Source organism: Streptomyces prunicolor NBRC 13075 (assembly GCF_000367365.1).
Lineage (GTDB): Bacteria > Actinomycetota > Actinomycetes > Streptomycetales > Streptomycetaceae > Streptomyces > Streptomyces prunicolor.
In genome coordinates, this window is sequence record NZ_BARF01000003.1 from 1 (window position 1) to 17281 (window position 17281).

General features: G+C 70.2%; 16 protein-coding genes, 1 tRNA gene and 1 pseudogene. 14 read left to right on the top strand and 4 right to left on the bottom strand.

What is annotated here, in order from left to right:
- Positions 1 to 524: DUF3662 domain-containing protein (locus SPR02S_RS01630; protein WP_019055184.1), on the bottom strand; the 524-nt coding region annotated here is incomplete at its 3' end.
- A gap of 730 nt (positions 525 to 1254) precedes the next feature.
- On the opposite strand from SPR02S_RS01630, the gene SPR02S_RS01635 reads away from it, so the two are divergent.
- From SPR02S_RS01635 to SPR02S_RS01655, 5 genes and pseudogenes are all read left to right on the top strand, one after another.
- Positions 1255 to 1338, top strand: a tRNA-Leu gene (locus tag SPR02S_RS01635).
- A 625-nt stretch (positions 1339 to 1963) separates the two neighbouring features.
- Positions 1964 to 2583, top strand: a pseudogene (locus tag SPR02S_RS54930) (DNA-processing protein DprA).
- 342 nt (positions 2584 to 2925) lie between these two features.
- A complete protein-coding gene (locus SPR02S_RS64620) occupies positions 2926 to 3270 on the top strand; it encodes a hypothetical protein (protein ID WP_019055185.1) in 345 nt (114 codons plus the stop codon).
- Between the two features lie 195 nt (positions 3271 to 3465).
- Positions 3466 to 3930, top strand: a complete 465-nt coding sequence (locus SPR02S_RS64625) for a hypothetical protein (protein WP_019055186.1) — start codon at positions 3466 to 3468, stop codon at positions 3928 to 3930.
- Positions 3931 to 3937: 7 nt separating this feature from the next.
- A complete protein-coding gene (locus tag SPR02S_RS01655; RefSeq protein WP_019055187.1) occupies positions 3938 to 4168 on the top strand; it encodes a hypothetical protein in 231 nt (76 codons plus the stop codon).
- Between the two features lie 163 nt (positions 4169 to 4331).
- On the opposite strand, the gene SPR02S_RS01660 is transcribed toward SPR02S_RS01655, so the two are convergent.
- On the bottom strand, positions 4332 to 4985 hold the full coding sequence (locus SPR02S_RS01660) for an FMN-dependent NADH-azoreductase (protein ID WP_019055188.1): 654 nt from the start codon (positions 4983 to 4985) through the stop codon (positions 4332 to 4334).
- 179 nt (positions 4986 to 5164) lie between these two features.
- Here SPR02S_RS01660 and SPR02S_RS01670 point away from each other — a divergent pair, with 179 nt between their 5' ends.
- From SPR02S_RS01670 to SPR02S_RS01685, 4 genes are all read left to right on the top strand, one after another.
- Positions 5165 to 5527 carry a winged helix-turn-helix transcriptional regulator gene (locus SPR02S_RS01670; protein ID WP_019055190.1) on the top strand — a complete coding sequence of 121 codons (363 nt, stop codon included), beginning with the start codon at positions 5165 to 5167 and terminating at the stop codon, positions 5525 to 5527.
- 325 nt (positions 5528 to 5852) lie between these two features.
- Positions 5853 to 7262 carry a DUF2252 domain-containing protein gene (locus SPR02S_RS01675; protein ID WP_019055191.1) on the top strand — a complete coding sequence of 470 codons (1410 nt, stop codon included), beginning with the start codon at positions 5853 to 5855 and terminating at the stop codon, positions 7260 to 7262.
- Positions 7263 to 7547: 285 nt separating this feature from the next.
- Positions 7548 to 8606 carry a J domain-containing protein gene (locus SPR02S_RS54940; RefSeq protein WP_078622784.1) on the top strand — a complete coding sequence of 353 codons (1059 nt, stop codon included), beginning with the start codon at positions 7548 to 7550 and terminating at the stop codon, positions 8604 to 8606.
- 14 nt (positions 8607 to 8620) lie between these two features.
- Complete coding sequence (locus SPR02S_RS01685; RefSeq protein ID WP_019055193.1) at positions 8621 to 8950, top strand: rhodanese-like domain-containing protein; 330 nt, start codon at positions 8621 to 8623, stop codon at positions 8948 to 8950.
- 22 nt (positions 8951 to 8972) lie between these two features.
- Here the strand turns inward: SPR02S_RS01685 and SPR02S_RS01690 are convergent, their stop codons facing one another.
- Complete coding sequence (locus tag SPR02S_RS01690) at positions 8973 to 10106, bottom strand: acyl-CoA dehydrogenase family protein (protein WP_019055194.1); 1134 nt, start codon at positions 10104 to 10106, stop codon at positions 8973 to 8975.
- Positions 10107 to 10409: 303 nt separating this feature from the next.
- Here SPR02S_RS01690 and SPR02S_RS01695 point away from each other — a divergent pair, with 303 nt between their 5' ends.
- From SPR02S_RS01695 to SPR02S_RS01705, 3 genes are read left to right on the top strand one after another with little or no spacing between them, the layout of a single operon-like run.
- The gene (locus SPR02S_RS01695; protein ID WP_019055195.1) at positions 10410 to 11270 is read left to right on the top strand and encodes a DUF5819 family protein; all 861 of its coding nucleotides are present in this window, start codon (positions 10410 to 10412) and stop codon (positions 11268 to 11270) included.
- Entirely contained in the window at positions 11267 to 12490 is a 1224-nt protein-coding gene (locus tag SPR02S_RS01700) for an HTTM domain-containing protein (RefSeq protein WP_019055196.1), read from the top strand. The genes SPR02S_RS01695 and SPR02S_RS01700 overlap by 4 nt, the downstream gene beginning before the upstream one ends.
- On the top strand, positions 12487 to 13239 hold the full coding sequence (locus tag SPR02S_RS01705) for a TrmH family RNA methyltransferase (protein ID WP_019055197.1): 753 nt from the start codon (positions 12487 to 12489) through the stop codon (positions 13237 to 13239). Before SPR02S_RS01700 ends, SPR02S_RS01705 begins: the two co-directional genes overlap by 4 nt.
- Before the next feature lie 69 nt (positions 13240 to 13308).
- Here SPR02S_RS01705 and paaN read toward each other — a convergent pair whose 3' ends face one another.
- The gene (paaN, locus tag SPR02S_RS01710; RefSeq protein WP_019055198.1) at positions 13309 to 15000 is read right to left on the bottom strand and encodes a phenylacetic acid degradation protein PaaN; all 1692 of its coding nucleotides are present in this window, start codon (positions 14998 to 15000) and stop codon (positions 13309 to 13311) included.
- 172 nt (positions 15001 to 15172) lie between these two features.
- On the opposite strand from paaN, the gene SPR02S_RS01715 reads away from it, so the two are divergent.
- The gene (locus SPR02S_RS01715) at positions 15173 to 16687 is read left to right on the top strand and encodes a 3-hydroxyacyl-CoA dehydrogenase (protein WP_019055199.1); all 1515 of its coding nucleotides are present in this window, start codon (positions 15173 to 15175) and stop codon (positions 16685 to 16687) included.
- Complete coding sequence (locus SPR02S_RS01720; protein WP_019055200.1) at positions 16684 to 17274, top strand: TetR/AcrR family transcriptional regulator; 591 nt, start codon at positions 16684 to 16686, stop codon at positions 17272 to 17274. Before SPR02S_RS01715 ends, SPR02S_RS01720 begins: the two co-directional genes overlap by 4 nt.
- The last annotated feature ends 7 nt before the right edge of the window (positions 17275 to 17281 follow it).

The window sequence follows — 17281 nt, forward strand, 5'->3', positions numbered from 1 at the left end:
GCCGAGCCCCGACCGCCGGGCGGCGGCGAGGCCGGCATGGGCGGTGGGGCGCTCGCGGGCGCGGCGGCGGGCGGATAGCCGTACCCGCCGGGCCGTCCCGCTGCCGGGGGTGCCGCCGGAGCGGGGGTCCCGGGAGCCTGCTGGTTGGTGGAGGAGGCGAGCGTACGGCTGCGCACCCGGTACAGACCGGTGTCGAGGTCGTCCGCCTTCTCCAGGTGGACCTTGATGGGTCCCATGAAGGTGTAGCGCTGCTGCTTGGCGTAGTCGCGCACCATCCCGGCGAGCTCGTCACCGAGCTGTCCGGAGTAGGGGCTGAGCCGCTCGAAGTCCGGCGTGCTCAGCTCCACGATGAAGTCGTTGGGTACGACGGTCCGGTCGCGGTTCCAGATCGTCGCGTTGTTGTCGCACTCCCGCTGGAGCGCGCCGGCGATCTCGACCGGCTGGACCTCGGACTTGAACACCTTGGCGAAGGTGCCGTTGACCAGACCTTCGAGGCGTTGCTCGAACTTCTTCAGGACTCCCATGGGGCACCTCCTCCGTCGTCGCCGCACTGGCTGTCGTACCGACCGCCGTGCCGGCTGCCGTGGTGTCTGTCGTCGTGCCTGTAGTGGTGATTGTCGTGCCGACTGCCTTGGTACTGCTTACTGATCGTATCCACGCGCCGGTAAATCGGCTGGTTCCCCCTTGTCGGCCCGTCGAACTCCTTCTGCACTACTGCCTGTGCACTACTCCTGCCCAGGATCGTAGAGGGGGCCGCAGACAAGTGTCCCGCACCTGACTGTGGACCTTGGCCGCCTCCTGGGGAGATGGCGGTTACCGGTACGAGGTTGATACGTGAACCGGTCCACGTTGGTACGTGGTGGGGGGTGCGGGGTGTTCGACGAGGGTGGGGCGGGAGGTGTTGGGGGCGGTGGGCGTGGTGGGGGGCGTGGCGCTCTGGGCGTTTGGGCGTTCGGCGGGAGGTGGCTGGGGTGGATGGGGGTTCCGGTGGGAGTCGGCGGGGGTGGGTGAGGGTGGGTGGGCGCTGGTGAGGGGCGATATGGGGTGCTGATGAGCGCCGATGTGGTGCCGGCGTGGTGCCGGCGGGACGCTGAAGGGTGCTGATGGGGGGCCTTGCGAGGGGCGTCCCGCTCAGGGGAACGGGGGGTCCTGCCCAGGGGAAAGGGATGTGAATCCACCCCGTGCACCGTGCTAATCTTCTGCATGTCGGAAGGCGCCAGCCCCCTGGGGGAAGGGCCTGAGGACACACCCAATGCGCGGGTGGCGGAATAGGCAGACGCGCTGGATTCAGGTTCCAGTGCCCGAAAGGGCGTGGGGGTTCAACTCCCCCCTCGCGCACAGACAGAAGCCCCTCAGGTCTTGGACCTGGGGGGCTTCTTCGTGATCACGATCAGTCCGTTTCGCTGTGCCGGGGCAGCCCGGGGCTCGGTGTGATGGTCATTACATGGACGACTTCGGTGTGACCGGCGAGCCGCTGTCTCTGTGGCTGTTGATCTTCAGTGGCTGAAGTGTGGGCTGTCTCACTCTTCGGGCTGGGTCCAGTTCGGCCTGACGCAAGGTCGCCGAGGGGCGGGTGGGTGGCCGCTGAGCAGCTCTATCGCTCGTCACTGTCCGACCACCGACGCCCGGTGTTTCCATTCGCGTCGGGCTCCGATGGCAGTCGGCGGTGTCTTGACGGGCTTTCCTCGATTCCGCCGCGCATCTTCCGCTGCTGGGTCCGGACGCTTTTCCTGCACTTGGCGACATGGACCAGGAGCTGGAGCGAGCCGCCCTCGTCGCATTTCTACGACGCGGTGACCGCCCTTGGCCCGAACTCACCGACCAGATCGAGACGGTCGGAAGCGCACGCGACGTGCTTGAGGACACGCTCGACGCCTCTGGGCAGGGCGCTCTCTTCGACACCGAGCCTGCCTCGGACCTGGAGTCCGTCGCCGCCGAGATCGCTGCCTGGGAGCGCGAGGGCATGCGACTGGTGACGATCCTGGAGGATGACTATCCGCTTGATCTGCGGCTGGTCCACCAACGTCCGCCTTTCCTGTTCCTGCGCGGTACGCCCGTCAGCAACGATCTCCGGGTGGCTGTCGTGGGCACCCGTGCCCCCACTCCGGAGGGCATCGCGCATGCCCGCGCCATCGCGGGAGGGCTCGCCGAGCGCGGCGTGACGGTGGTCAGTGGCCTTGCCGCCGGGATCGACAGCGCCGCGCACGGCACCGCTCTCGCCGTCGGCGGCCGGACCGTCGCCGTCATCGCACCGGCCTGCGGCGCTCCTACCCGGCGCAGAACGCAGGGCTCCAGCAGGAGATCGCCGAGCGGGGGCCGCTGATCTCCCAGTTCTGGCCCGACGCCCCGCCCTCGAAGATCTCGTTCCCCCTGTGTAACGCCGTGATGAGTGGTTACAGTCTCGCCACTGTCGTGGTCGAGGCGGCGTATCGCAGTGGCGCCCGTATGCAGGCCCGCCTCGCCTTGGAGCACGGTCGACGGGTCTTCCTCATGCGCTCTCTGATGACCCACGAATGGGCACGGGAGTACGCGACCAGGCCCAACACCACCGTCATCGACGGCCCTGACGACGTCTTTGGCTAACTCGACTCTCTCGTCCCCGCCACGGGCGAGCTCACCTGGGCGTAGCCGGCGGACCCGGGTGGCAACCGTCGTCGGGCTGGCCGCCCGCTATGCCAACTTCCTCGGCCCTCCCCTGCTACCCGGCCGGCTGTCAAGGGAGAGCAGTACGCCAACGAGTTGTGGCGTTACAAAAACGCCACCGGCCCTCAACAGCAGTACTTTCGTACGGGATTGGCGGCTGTCCCGTGGCGTTTCCTCGCCCTGCATGAAGACTGCATCGCGGACCATTGCGCCATATCCGGCTTCGACGTCGTCACGACGGTGCCCAGCACCAGTGGTCGTGAAGATCATCCCCTTCGCGACATGGTCGCCGGTGTGGTCGACGTCACCCGCGACCGGTACCGCGACCTGCTCACGCCGACGCCCGGCGCATCGGCGCTCGGCCGCTCCGCTTCAACGGAGCGTTACACGTCGTCGGCACTCTGGGGCGAAAACGTGCTGCTCATCGACGGCACCTGGACCACAGGCAACCACGCTCAGTCCGCGTCCACGGCACTGAAGGTCGCCGGAGCGGGGAGCGTGGCTGTCGTTGTCCTCGGGCGGCACCTCAACATCGACTACGGCGACACGGCCACGTACGTCGAGCAGGCGCGACTGCGCCGCTTCGCCTGGGAGTTGTGGGCGATCCGGCCCTGGATCCACGTCTGAGCCGTGTGCGGCGGGTTCTTCCTGAGGCGACCGACATGCAGCTCGACGGGTTGGGGCGCGGAAACGAATCACCTGGTCAGCGCACTAACTCTTGATCACTCAAGTCGGTGAACCATTCCGTCGGCCAGAAACATGATCGCGGCGACGGAGTTCTTTCCGGTCGTAAGAGGTGCTCCGCCGGAAGGGAATCGTTTGATGGTCGCGCTGTATCGGTCCAAGCTTTTCGCGGCTTTAGCCGCGGCATTCGCTCTCGTGCTGACGGCTTCCTCCGCGGCTCAGGCCGGTGCTGTCGGGTCGACTCCTGTCCGGACCTTCGAGTACAGCGTCGGCGGCATGACGGTGAAGATTCCGACCGGCTGCCTGTTCACGCACATCGTCCGAGGTGGCGGGAAGCGGATCACCTACCAGAACGCGGGCGTCGACTGCGCCTTCGTCGGTGCGCTGAGCAGCGGGTTCTGCAACTGGCGCATCGACTTCACGTACGCCGATACCAACAACAAGACCTATCGGACATCCCGCGGGCGAACGCACCCCGAGTGCAAGATCGATCCGATGAGGAACAACTCTCCCCGGACGTTGCCTCGTTATGGAAAAGCGTGTGCGCATCTCTACGTCAATGGGATGCGGCGGGTGAGTCAGTGCCACCACATCACGAAGTGAGCCGTTCATGATCGATCAGCAGCAAGGTCGGGAACAGTCCGGGGAGGCGCGACGGCGGTCGGTCGGGATCGCCGCGTTTGTGGCGGGCCTTGTGGTGACGCTTGCCTTCTTCGGCTTCTTTCCTGGGCTTCCGCATGTCATCGACTGGGGGGCGATCGTCGTCGCTGTCCTGGTAGGAGCGCTTGCCCGATGGATCTGTCAGTCCTGGATGGGGAAGCGGCGCGAAGAGGGCGAGTGAGCTCGGGCACGGTGCTGCCGCTGGGGCGGCCGCAGTACGGGGAACCAGCCAGGCGCCGGCTTCGGTGATGCTTCCGTGATCCCCGCCTCAGGTGAGGACAATCACACGCTGTTCTCACCTGAAGCGGAGGTCGGAGGTCGGAGGTCGGAGGTCGGAGGCCGGATCAGGCCGCGAGGCGTTCCGCCAGGTCCTTCGCCTTGGTGGCCGCGTCGCCGAGGGCGCGCTCACGCGACGCCTCGTAGAGCGGGACCAGGTCGGCCATCGCCGGGTTCTGCGGCGCCATGGTGAGCTCCGGGACGATGAACTCGGCGTCCAGGCCGAGGGCGTCGACGAGGATCGCCTTCAGGTAGTTCTGGACGTAGTCGTAGCCCTCGCGCGGGGTGCCCGGCCCGTAGGCGCCGCCGCGGCTGGCGATCACGACGGTCGGGATGCCCTTCACCTTCGAGTCCTCGGTGCCCGCGGTGCGGCCCATCAGGATCACGTTGTCCAGCCAGGCCTTCAGGGTCGAGGGGATCGTGGCGTTGTACATCGGGGCGCCGATCAGCACCGCGTCCGCCTGCTCCAGCTCCTCTATGAGCTGCACGCGCTCGGCGAAGGCCGCCGCCTGCGCGGGCGTGTGCGTGGCCGGGTCGGCGAAGCCGGCGGTGTGGGCGTCGACGGTGATGTGCGGAACGGGGTTCGCGGCGAGGTCGCGGTGGATCACCGTGCCCTCCGGGTGCTGTTCCTCCCAGGACGTGCGGAACGCGTCGGCTACGGCACGGGAGGCGCTGGCGCCGGCGGGGAACACGGACGAGTCGATGTGCAGGAGCGTGGCCATGGGGGTCTCCAAGAGGTGTCGAGTGAGGTGCCGATCGAGGTGTTGAACGAGGGGTCGAGCGGGTCCTGGCGCAACAGTCCCGTCGCGTTGTTCAGTAGCTATGTTTTCGTACTCGACTATGAATAACACAGGTACTTACTTTTTTTCATCCCCATACGGGAGGGCAGTACCCTGGGGGCATGGCGGTCGAACAGAGTCACGGCACGGATGCGTGCAAGAAGGTGGACGACGGCATCACCCGTGTCTTCCAGCTGTTCGGAAAGCGCTGGACCGGGCCGATCGTGGCCGTCCTGATGGCGCAGCCCGTCCACTTCGCCGACCTGCGCCGGGCGATCCCGGGCATCAGCGAACGCATGCTCTCCGACCGGCTCACCGAACTCGGCGCCGCCGGGCTGCTCGTCCGCGAGGTCGACGAAGGCCCGCCGCTGCGCGTCTCGTACCGGCTGACGGAGTCGGGGAAGGCGCTGGGACCGGCACTTCGGGAACTCGGCGCGTGGGCCCAGGTGCATCTGCGCGAGGGGTGGCAGTCGGGCCCGTGCTAGGCCGAGGTAGGTAGGTCGGGGTAGGTAAGTCGGGTTGGGGTAGGTCGGGTTGCCGCCGGGTCGGGCTGTCGGGTTGGGCACGCGTGCCGATCGCTGAGGCTTCGACGGCATCGGTGAGGCCTGGATCGGCGCCGGTGAGGCATCGTTCAGCGTCGGTGAGGCATCGTTCGGCGCCGGTGAGGCTTCGATCAGTACCGGTTTTCCACAGCCGCGGAGTTGTCCACAGGGCCTGACGTGTTTTCGCCACCGGCTGTACGGTCGTCGCGAGTTGATGTTCGGACGAACGCACGTGTGAGCGTGGGTGTGTACGGGGGAGGCGGTCGGTATGACCGAGGCCGGTATCGGTGCGGGGCGCAGGCTGCCCGGAGTGCGGGGCTTCGCCACGTGGCCCGTGGAGGGGTCGCCCAAGGAAGAGGGGAAGGCGCTGCGGGAGAGCGTCCCGCGCAGCGCGCACGCCGCTTTCGACCTGGACGGTTCCCGGCCCGACGCGGTGACCGCCGTCGAGGAGTCCGGTCGCGGCCGTATCCCCGGGCTCACGCCGATACGGGTGGGCAGGATGGCGGCCACGCCGTTCGCGTTCCTGCGCGGTTCGGCAGGACTCATGGCCTACGACCTCGCCCGCACCCCCATGACCGGGATCGGCGCCCAGATCTGCGGTGACGCCCACGCGGCCAACTTCGGCCTGTACGGCGACGCCCGCGGCGGCCTGGTCATCGACCTCAACGACTTCGACGAGACCGTGCACGGCCCCTGGGAGTGGGACCTCAAGCGGCTCGCCGCCTCGCTGGTGCTCGCGGGCCGGGAGGCCGGCGCCGACGAGGACACCTGCCGTACGGCGGCGCACGGCGCGGTGGGTTCCTACCGCCGCACCATGCGACTGCTGGCCAAGCTCCCGGTGCTGGACGCGTGGAACGCCATCGCGGACGAGGAGTTGGTCTCCCACGCCGACGCCCGTGACCTGCTCGGCACGCTGGAGCGGGTCTCCGAGAAGGCGCGGGGCAACACCAGCGGGCGGTTCGCGGCCAAGTCGACCGAGCTCGCGGAGGACGGCGGGCGCCGTTTCGTCGACGCCTCGCCGGTGCTGCGGCGGATCCCGGACGCGGAGGCCGCGGCGGTGGCGGCGTCGCTGGAGGAGTATCTCGGCACGCTCTCCGAGGACCGCCTCCCGCTGCTCGCCCGGCACACGGTGCACGACGTCGCCTTCCGCGTCGTCGGCACGGGCAGCGTGGGTACGCGGTCGTACGTCGTGCTGCTCCTGGACCATCGCGGCGAACCGCTCGTCCTCCAGGTGAAGGAGGCCCGCGCCTCGGCGCTGGTGCCGCATCTGCAGAGTGCCGGGTTCGACGCGCCGTCCGTCGCGCACGAGGGCCGGCGCGTGGTGCTCGGGCAGAAGCGGATGCAGGTCGTCAGCGACATCCTGCTGGGCTGGACGACGGTCGACGGACTGCCGTTCCAGGTACGGCAGTTCCGCAACCGCAAGGGCAGCGTCGACCCGGCCGCCCTCGCCGCCGACCAGATCGACGACTACGGCCGGATGACCGGCGCCCTCCTGGCCCGCGCCCACGCCCACAGCGCCGACCCGCGCCTGGTCGCCGGTTATTGCGGCAAGAAGGACGAACTGGACGAGGCGATAGCGACGTTCGCCGTGGCCTACGCCGACCGGACCGAGGCGGACCACGCGGAGTTGGTGGGGGCGGTGCGGGCGGGGCGGATCGCGGCGGAGATGGGGGTGTAGGCGCTCGGGGGTTTCTCCGGCGATCCTCCGGAGACCTCCGAGGAGGGTTGTCGATCGGCGCCCGGGGCGGGTTCTCCGGGGTAAGACAGGTGCCCTCCGCCGACCGAGGCCCCCGAACCGCCCGTCCGCAGGGCGTGAACGGCACCGGCGGCGACATGACCCGCAGTTCATAAGGCACTGCCGGCACAGCCGATGCTCCACCGTCGGCGAGGTCACCCGTGGTCCACAAGGTCCCAGCCCAACCGATGCCCCGTAGCCCGTCGGGCCGTGGCCTACGCTGGTCGGGTGACGACCCCGGAAGCTGAGCAGTCCCAGTCCGTGCCCGTTGGTGAACCGGCGCCGGAGCAGGCGGGTGCCGAGGTGCCGTCCGCCGCCGGAGCCGCGGCGGGTGACACTTCCGCGAGCGAGGGCACCGGCGAGGGTGCGGACGCCAGCGCCCCCGGACCCGAGGGCATCATCGGTGGAGGTGCGGCCGACTCTCACCCGGCGGACAGCGCGGCCGACTCCCACCCGGCGGACGGTGCCGCGCCCCGGCCCGAGGAGCGGTTGGACCGGGCCGTACGGGCTGCCGAGCAGGCGTTGATCGAGTACGAGATCGCGGTGGACACCTTCCGCATCGAGGTCGAGAACTTCTCCCGGCTGCACCACCAGAAACTCGGCCCGATGTACACCCGCCTCGACGAGCTGGACGCGCAGATCGCCGAGGCCCTGGCCGCACGCACCGGCAACCCTGAGGACATCCGCAAGGCGGACGAGGCGCGGGCCCGGGTGATGCCGATGCCCGCGGTCGAGGAACTGTTCCACGGCTGGATGGACGGCAGCGGCCTGTTCCCGGAGGCCGAGGCGATGCTCACGGACCAGCCGGTCCGGCCGCCGCAGCGGGTGCGCCCCAGCGACGAGGCCCGCAAGCTCTACCGCGAGCTGGCCCGCAAGGCCCACCCCGACCTGGCGCAGGACGACGACGAGCGCAAGCGGCGTGAGGAGTTCATCACCCGGGTCAACGCCGCCTACAGCCGCGGCGACGCCCCGCTGCTGCGCGAGCTGGCCGAGGAGTGGGCCGCCGGACCGGCCCCGGCGGAGCGCGGCCCGAGCCCCAGCGAGGAGCTCTACGCCCGCCTCGAATGGCTCGCCCACCGCAAGGAGCTCCTCACGCTCGTCGCCCGGGAGTTGGAGGAGGGCGCCATCGGCTCCATGCTCCGGATGGCCCCGGACGACCCCGACCGCCTGCTCGACGAGATCGCCGAGCAGTTGCTCGCCCAGGTCGCCGAGCGGGAGGCGGAGCTGGCGAACCTGCTCTCGCAGCCGCACGCGTCGGAAGGCCCGTCGGGTAGCGTCGGGGCATGAGTTTCGGAGCTGGTGTGCCCACGGTCGAGGTCGGCGACCTCAAGGACGGCGACTTCCTGCTGGACGTCCGCGAGGACGACGAGTGGCAGGCGGGTCACGCCACGGGGGCGTTGCACATCCCCATCAGTGAATTCGTGGCCCGGTACGGCGAGTTGACCGAGGCGGCGCCGCAGGACGGCAGGGTCCATGTGATCTGCCGCTCCGGCGGGCGTTCGGCCCAGGTCACGACGTACCTGGCCCAGCAGGGTATCGACGCCGTGAACGTCGACGGCGGCATGCAGGTATGGGCGGCGGCGGGCCGCCCTGTCGTCACGGACGAGGGCCAGCCGGGCTTCGTGCTGTAGCCGTACTTGTAGTCAGCGGGATCTAGCTCAGCGGATGGGCCGCCAGCAGATCCCCCAACGCCTCCTCGTGGGCCGCCGCCGGGCCCAGCGACAGTTCCAGGTGTTTGGCCCAGGCGTGGTACCGGTGCAGGGGGTATTCGGTGTCGGCGCCGAACCCACCGTGCAGATGCTGCGCGGTCTGCACGACGCGTCGTACCCCCTCCGAGGCCCAGATCTTGGCCACGGCCAGGTCCGCGGCGGCGGGCAGGGTGCCCGATGCTCCCGAGGAGATCCGCCACGCGGCCTGCCACAGGGTAGCCTCCATCGCGCGCAGGTCGATGTAGCGGTCGGCGGTCTGCACGGCGACGGCCTGGAAGGTCGCGACGGGGAATCCGAACTGCTCGCGCTTGCCGGTGTATTCGCTGGTCATGCGCAGGACGGCGGTGCCGAGTCCGAGGGCCAGCGCGCAGGTGCCGGCGGTCAGCAGATCGCGCAGCCACTCCCAGGCTCCGTCGGCGTCGATGACGTCGACCCGCGCGATCGGCACGGAATCCAGGCGCAGTTCGGCGAGCCGCTCGCCCGTGGTGGATATCTGCTCGGCGAGGACGACCCCTTCGCGGTCCGGGGCGACCAGCGCGAGGACGGTCCGGTCGGCGTCCGTGTGCGCCGGTACGACGACCAGGTCCGCGTTGTGCGCCCACGGCACCGCGGTCTGCACCCCGTCCAGCACCCAGCGGTCACCGTCCCGCCGTGCCGTCACGGCGAGTTCGGCCGGGTCGTGACCGGTGCGGCCGTGCGCGGCGACGGTCAGCACGAGGTCGCCGCGGCCGGCCCGGGTGAGCAGGGCGGACCTCAACTCCTCGCCGCCGTAGGCCTGTACGGTCGCCGCGGCCGCGCTGCTCTCCAGGAGTGGCACCCTGGCCAGCACCTTCGCGGACTCCCGCAGCACCAGGCACAGGGCGATCGCGTCCAGCCCCGCGCCGCCGTACGCCTCGTCGAGCAGCAGGCTCAGCAGGTCCGCCTCGGCGAGCCTGGCCCACAGCGCGCGGTCGAAGTCGTCGGCCACGGCGCCCGTGGTGTCGGCCGGACTGGGCACACCGTCCGGCGCGACATCGGCGAACACCCCCGCCGCGGCCTCGGCCGCCGCCTGCTGCTCCTCGCTGAAGGTGAAGTCCACGGTCCCTGCCCTCCCCGCACCCGCACGACCTGATCTGATCTGACGGAGCGTCAAGATAGAACAGGTTCTAGAAGAAGGGAACGGTCGGTCGGCCGCTCCCTGCCCACTGATCGTTCCGTCTGCCTGCTTGATGGTGATATGCACCGAGGCGGGACGTCAACGGCTGTGGATAACCTGCGAGCAGCCGTTGTGGACAACATGCGTGGCGGTGCGGCACAGGACTGTGCCGAGGGCGTGTGCCTGAGTACCGTTCCGTGCGACGCGGGGCGGCCGAAGCCGGACGGGAAGCGGGAACGGGGAGGAATGGACGCGAACGACGGACGCTCGAACGCCTCCGAGGAGAGGCCGCGGGAGCCTGCCGCCCCCGAGGGGCCGCACGTGCCCGCCCAGCAGCCCCCGCAGCTGTCCCCACCCCCGCCTCCGCCCGAGCCGCAGGCACCACCGCAGCCGCAGCCGCAGCCGCCCTACGATCCCGCGGACGCGCCCACCGCCGACCCTGCGCACCCCGACGCCCGTATCGGAGTCGGCGCGCTGTCCCTGCGCTATCAGGTCGGCGCCGCGCTGGCGGTCGCCGTCGTAGCGGTGGCCGCGCTCGTCCATCTCGGGATGGTGTTCCTGCACGTCGCGCCGTCGAACACGGTGACGAAGCAGCACGGCAAGGCGATCGACGAGTGGATCTACCCGGAGTTCGAGCAGAACTGGAAGCTGTTCGCGCCGAACCCGTTGCAGCAGAACATCGAGGTCCAGGTGCGCGCCGATGTCCGCACCGCGGACGGCACGACCCGTACGACCGGCTGGTACGACCTGTCGGCCGAGGACGGCGCCGCCATCGACGGCAATCTGCTGCCGAGCCACACCGAGCAGAACGAGCTGCGCCGGGCCTGGGACTTCCTCACCGCCACGCACGACAGCTCCAACCGCCCGATCGGTCTGCGCGGCACGCTCGCGGAGACGTATCTGCGGCGCATCGTCGTGCTGCGCCTGGACCGGGACGACGCGGCGGGCGGACAGGGCGGCGTCGTCCAGCGCGTCCAGGTCCGCTCCCGTACGACCAACGTGCCCCCGCCCGAGTGGAGTGACGAGCAGGTGTCGACCACCCCTCAGTACCGTCTGCTGCCCTGGTGGCCGGTCCCGGCGGACGAGGCCGCGGGAGGCGTCCGGTGAACGATTTCGGAGCCTCGGTCTCCCGAGGCATCGCCCGCGTCACCGAGTCGGCCCTCGGCCCGTACCAGAGCGCCGTCATCCGCATCGGCTTCGCCGGCACCTGGCTGCTGTTCCTGCTCCGCGAACTGCCCCACCGCCAGGAGCTCTACGGCCCCGACGGACCGTGGAGCTGGGGCCTGGCCCGCCAACTGATCGCGGACAACGGCGCGTTCACCGCCCTGATGTGGTGGGACGGGCAGTTCTGGTTCGAGACGGTGTACGCGCTGGCCGTGCTGGCGAGCGTCCTGCTGCTGCTGGGCTGGCGCACCCGCACGATGTCCGTGCTCTTCATGGTCGGCGTGCTCTCGCTGCAGAACCGCAGCGTCTTCATGGGCGACGGCGGCGACAACGTCCTGCACCTGATGTCCCTGTACCTGGTGTTCACCCGTTGCGGCCAGGTCTGGTCCCTCGACGCGCGCCGGGCCGCCCGTACACGGGACGCACGCGCGCGTGGGGAGCGGATTCCCGACCGGGCCGGGCCCGTCCTGTGGGCCGTGCTCGGCGCGGCGCTCGTCGCGGTGACTGCGGGGGACCGGTTCGACAGCGACTGGTTCGTGCCCGCGCTCCTGTGGGGCGTCTGGCTGACGCAGGCCCTGTGGTGGGTGATCGGGCGGTACGCGAAGTCGTACGAGCCCCGGGTGCTCCTCGACATCGTCGCGAACGTGATCCACAACGGCGCGCTGTTCGTGATCGCGAGCGAGGCCTGTCTGATCTACGCGACGGCCGGCTGGTACAAGATCCAGGGCTCCCGCTGGCAGGACGGCACCGCCGTCTACTACCCGCTCCACCTCGACTACTTCTCCCCCTGGCCCGCCCTCGCCGACCTGCTGGCCGGCAGCGGCACGATGGTGATGCTCGTGACCTACGGGACCGTGATCGTGCAGGTCGCCTTCCCGTTCACGCTCTTCAACCGGCGCGTCAAGAACGTCCTGCTGGCCCTGATGATGACCGAGCACGCCGTGATCGCCGTGCTCCTGGGGCTGCCGTTCTTCTCCCTGGCGATGATCGCGACGGACGCGGTCTTCCTGCCGACGTCGTTCCTGCGGAGGCTGGGCGGGTGGGTGGCACGCGCGCGTGGGCGGCTGTTCGCGCGGGGCGGCCCTACGGTGCCGGACGGGGATCCGGGGGAGCCGCGCGCCCCGGAGAACCCCGAGCACAGCCACGTAGGCTTCCCGGCATGACCGACCCCGCCGCAGCCGCCTGGCACCGGCTCGCCGAGACCTCCGTGCTGCTCGACGGATTCCACGCCCTCAAGCACGCGCTGCGCTTCGGGGCCGAGGTCCCGCTGGCGGTCACCACGGACCGGGAGGCGGCCCTCGCCCTCGCCACCGAACTGGCCCCCGACGTACGGGACACCCTGGACGCGCTCCTGACAGAGGTCCCGGACGACACGTACCGGTCCTTCGTGCCGCGCCCCCACCCCACGGCGGTGGCCGCCCTGGCCGTACGCCCCGCGCGCGAGGCCAATCTCCGGAAGCTCGCGCACACGCCCCGCAGCGCACCCGTGATCGTCCTCGACAACCCGCGCAACCTGGGCAACGCGGGCGCCGTGATCCGCCTCGCCGCCGGTTTCGGGGCGACCGGTGTGGTCACCACCGGGACGCTGGACCCCTGGCATCCGACGGTCGTGCGCGCCGGGGCGGGCCTGCACTACGCGACCGCCGTGGAGCGCCTGACGATCGACGAGCTGCCGTCCGGCCCGGTATTCGCCCTCGACCCGGAGGGCGACGACATCCGGGGTCTGAAGCTCCCGGACGACGCCGTCCTCGCCTTCGGCTCCGAGCGCAGCGGCCTGTCCACCGAACTGCGCGCCCGCACCGACCACTTGGTGTCCTTGCCGATGCGCCCCCAGGTCTCCAGCTACAACCTGGCGACGAGCGTGGCGATGACCCTGTACCACTGGAGCACGTCCACAGCAGCGCCCCTTTAGGGGCGCGAGGAACTGCGCGACAAGCCACATCGGACCGCCAGTCGCGCAGATACCGAACCTCCCGAGCTCCTAGGCGTCCCGACGAACCTCAACAACCCGGAACCGGTTGGCGACAAACGCCCCATCACACAGAGCAGCGTTGGCAGCCGGGTTGCCACCAGACCCGTGGAAGTCAGAGAACGCGGCGGTCTGATTGACGAACACCCCACCCGTCAGGTTCAGCGACAACTGCGCCGCCTCCTCCAGGCAGACCTCCTCAACCGCAGCTTCAACCCCGGCGTCAGTCGTGTACGCCCCAACCGTCATCGCCCCCTTCTCCCGCACCGTCCGCCGCAGCAACTCCACCGCGTCGGACGCCGAGTCGACCGCGACGGCGAAGGAAACCGGCCCGAAGCACTCGCTCATGTAGGCGGCCTCGTCGTCCGGCTTGGCCCCGTCCAGCTTCACGATGACCGGCGTACGGACGACCGCGTCCGGGAACTCCGGGTTGCTGATCTCCCGTGAGGCGAGGGCGACTTCACCCAGGCCGGCCGCAGCTTCGAGGCGAGCCTTCACGTCCGGGTTGACCAGCGCGCCCAGCAGACCGTTCGCGCGCGCGTCGTCACCGAGGAGACCGTCCACGGACCGCGCGAGGTCGGCGACGACCTCGTCGTAGGACTTGGGGCCCTGGTCGGTGGTGATGCCGTCCCGGGGGATCAGCAGGTTCTGCGGGGTCGTGCACATCTGCCCGCTGTACAGGGACAGCGAGAACGCCAGGTTGGACAGCATCCCCTTGTAGTCGTCGGTGGACTCGACGACGACCGTGTTGACGCCGGCCTTCTCCGTGTAGACCTGCGCCTGGCGGGCGTTGGTCTCCAGCCAGTCGCCGAAGCCCGTCGAGCCCGTGTAGTCGATGATCCGGATCTCGGGGCGGGTGGCGAGCGTCTTGGCGATGCCCTCACCGGGACGCTCGGCGGCCAGCGCCACCAGGTTCGGGTCGAAGCCCGCCTCGGTGAGCACCTCGCGCGCGATCTGCACGGTGAGCGCGAGCGGCAGCACCGCGCGCGGGTGGGGCTTCACCAGGACCGCGTTGCCGGTGGCGAGGGAGGCGAACAGGCCCGGATAGCCGTTCCACGTAGGGAAGGTGTTGCAGCCGATGACCAGGGCGGTCCCGCGCGGCACCGGCGTGAACTCCTTGTTCATCACCAGGGGATCGCGCTTGCCCTGGGGCTTGGTCCACTCCGCGACGGCGGGGGTGCGGACCTGCTCGGCGTACGCGTACGCCACCGCCTCCAGGCCGCGGTCCTGGGCGTGCGGGCCGCCCGCCTGGAACGCCATCATGAAGGCCTGGCCGCTGGTGTGCATGACCGCGTGCGCGAACTCGTGCGTCCGGTCGCTGATCCGCTTGAGGATCTCGATGGAGACCACGGCACGCGTCTCCGCGCCAGCGTCCCGCCACGCCCGCTGCCCGGCGCGCATGGCCGGCAGCAGGACGTCGAGGTCCGCGTGCGGGTACGTCACGCCCAACTCGACGCCGTACGGCGACACTTCGCCGCCCACCCAGTCGTCCGTGCCGGGCTGGCCGAGGGCGAGGCGGGTGCCCAGGAGGGCGTCGAAGGCGGCCTTGCCCGCCGCCGCGTCCAGGCTGCCGTGCTCGCCGTAGGCCTTCGGGTGTTCGGGGTGGGGGGACCAGTACGCGCGCGTGCGGATCGCTTCGAGCGCCTGGTCGAGTGTGGGCCGGTGCCGGGCGATCAGCTCGTGCGCGGACGGTTCGGCGGCCATGCGGGACCAACTCCTCGTTTCAAGAACTCGTCTGCGAGCTCATGACCTGGGCGGGAACAGGGAAAGGATCAGGGGCGGAAACAGGCGGTCAGAGTTAGAGTAACCGAACGATCGGTCGGGACAAGGGGGTCCGCCGCATCTGTGGAAAACCCCGTGCGGGAGGATCGCGCACATGACAGCACTCGACCTCAGCACCCCCGTGGCCGTCGTCGGCACCGGCACCATGGGTCAGGGCATCGCCCAGGTCGCGCTGACCGCGGGCCATGTCGTACGGCTGTACGACGCCGTCCCGGGACGGGCCCGGGAAGCGACCGACGCGATCGGCGCCCGGCTCGACCGGCTCGTCGAGAAGAACCGGCTCACCGCCGCCGACCGGGACGCCGCACGCGCCCGTCTCCTGCCCGCCGAGGCGCTGACCGACCTCGCGGACTGCACCCTGGTCGTCGAGGCCGTCCTGGAGCGGCTGGACGTCAAGCAGCAGCTGATGCGCGACCTGGAGGACATCGTCGGCGAGGACTGTCTGCTCGCCACCAACACCTCGTCCCTGTCGGTGACGGCCATCGGCGCCGCCCTGCGCAACCCGGGCCGCTTCGTGGGCCTGCACTTCTTCAACCCGGCCCCGCTGCTGCCGCTCGTCGAGGTCGTCTCCGGGTTCGCCACCGACGTCACGTCGGCCACGCGCGCGTACGAGATGTCCCGCGCCTGGGGCAAGACACCCGTCGCCTGCGCCGACACTCCCGGCTTCATCGTCAACCGCATCGCTCGGCCCTTCTACGCCGAGGCCTTCGCGGTCTACGAGGCGCAGGCCGCCGATCCGGCCACCATCGACGCCGTCCTGCGCGAGTCCGGCGGCTTCAAGATGGGCGCCTTCGAACTGACCGACCTCATCGGGCAGGACGTCAACGAGTCGGTCACCCACTCCGTGTGGCAGTCCTTCTTCCAGGACGTGCGCTTCACGCCCTCGCTGGCCCAGCGCCGCCTGGTCGAGTCCGGCCGCCTCGGCCGCAAGACCGGGCAGGGCTGGTACGACCACGGGGACGACGCCGAGCTGCCCGAGCCGCACACCGCGGAACCGGCCCAGGCGCCCGCGTACGTCGTCGTGGAGGGCGATCTGGGCCCCGCGGCCGAGCTGGTCGCGCTGATCCGCGAGGCGGGCATCGTCGTCCGCGAGGAGGAAGAGGACCACGGCACGCGCATGGTGCTGCCCGGCGGCGGCCAGTTGGCGCTCGCCGACGGACAGACCTCCGTGGAGTTCCGGGACGTCGTCTACTTCGACCTCGCTCTCGACTACCGCAGGGCCGGCCGCATCGCCCTGTCCGTCTCCCAGGACACCGCGTCGGGGACCCTCTCCGAGGCGACCGGCCTCTTCCAGGCGCTCGGCAAGAACGTCAGCGTCGTAGGAGACGCCCCCGGGATGATCGTCGCCCGCACGGTGGCCCGGATCGTCGACCTGGCGCACGACGCCGTCGCCAAGGGCGTCGCCACCGAGGAGGACATCGACACCGCGATGCGCCTGGGTGTCAACTACCCTCTGGGTCCGTTCGAATGGAGCCGCAGGCTCGGCCGCAGCTGGGCCTACGACCTCCTGGACGACCTGCACCTGCGTGATCCGTCGGGACGGTACGCGCCGTCCCTGGCGCTCTACCGCCACGCGTACGCCACCGAGAAGCGGGAGGGCACCCCATGACCACCGCCAAGCGCGACACGTACACCCCGGAGACCCTGCTCTCCGTAGCCGTCCAGGTCTTCATCGAGCGCGGCTACGACGGCACCTCCATGGAGCACCTCGCCAAGGCGGCCGGTATCTCCAAGTCGTCGATCTACCACCACGTCACCGGCAAGGAGGAACTGCTCCGCCGTGCGGTCAGCCGCGCCCTGGACGGCCTCTTCGGGATCCTCGACGAGGAGCACGCGCGCGTGGGGCGTGCCGTCGAGCGGCTGGAGTACGTCGTGCGGCGGATGGTCGAGGTGCTGACCTCCGAGCTGCCGTACGTGACGCTGCTGCTGCGGGTGCGGGGCAACACCGATGCCGAGCGGTGGGCCCTGGAGCGGCGGCGTGACTTCGACCACCGGGTGGCCGATCTGCTGAAGGCCGCGGCGGCCGACGGCGATCTGCGCGGTGACGTGGAGGTACGGCTCGCGACCCGGCTCGTCTTCGGGATGATCAACTCCATCGTGGAGTGGTACCGGCCCGACGGGCGGGGCATGGGCGAGCGCGAAGTGACCGACGCGGTGGCCCAGTTGGTCTTCTCCGGACTGCGCAACCAGGCCTAGGCCGCGG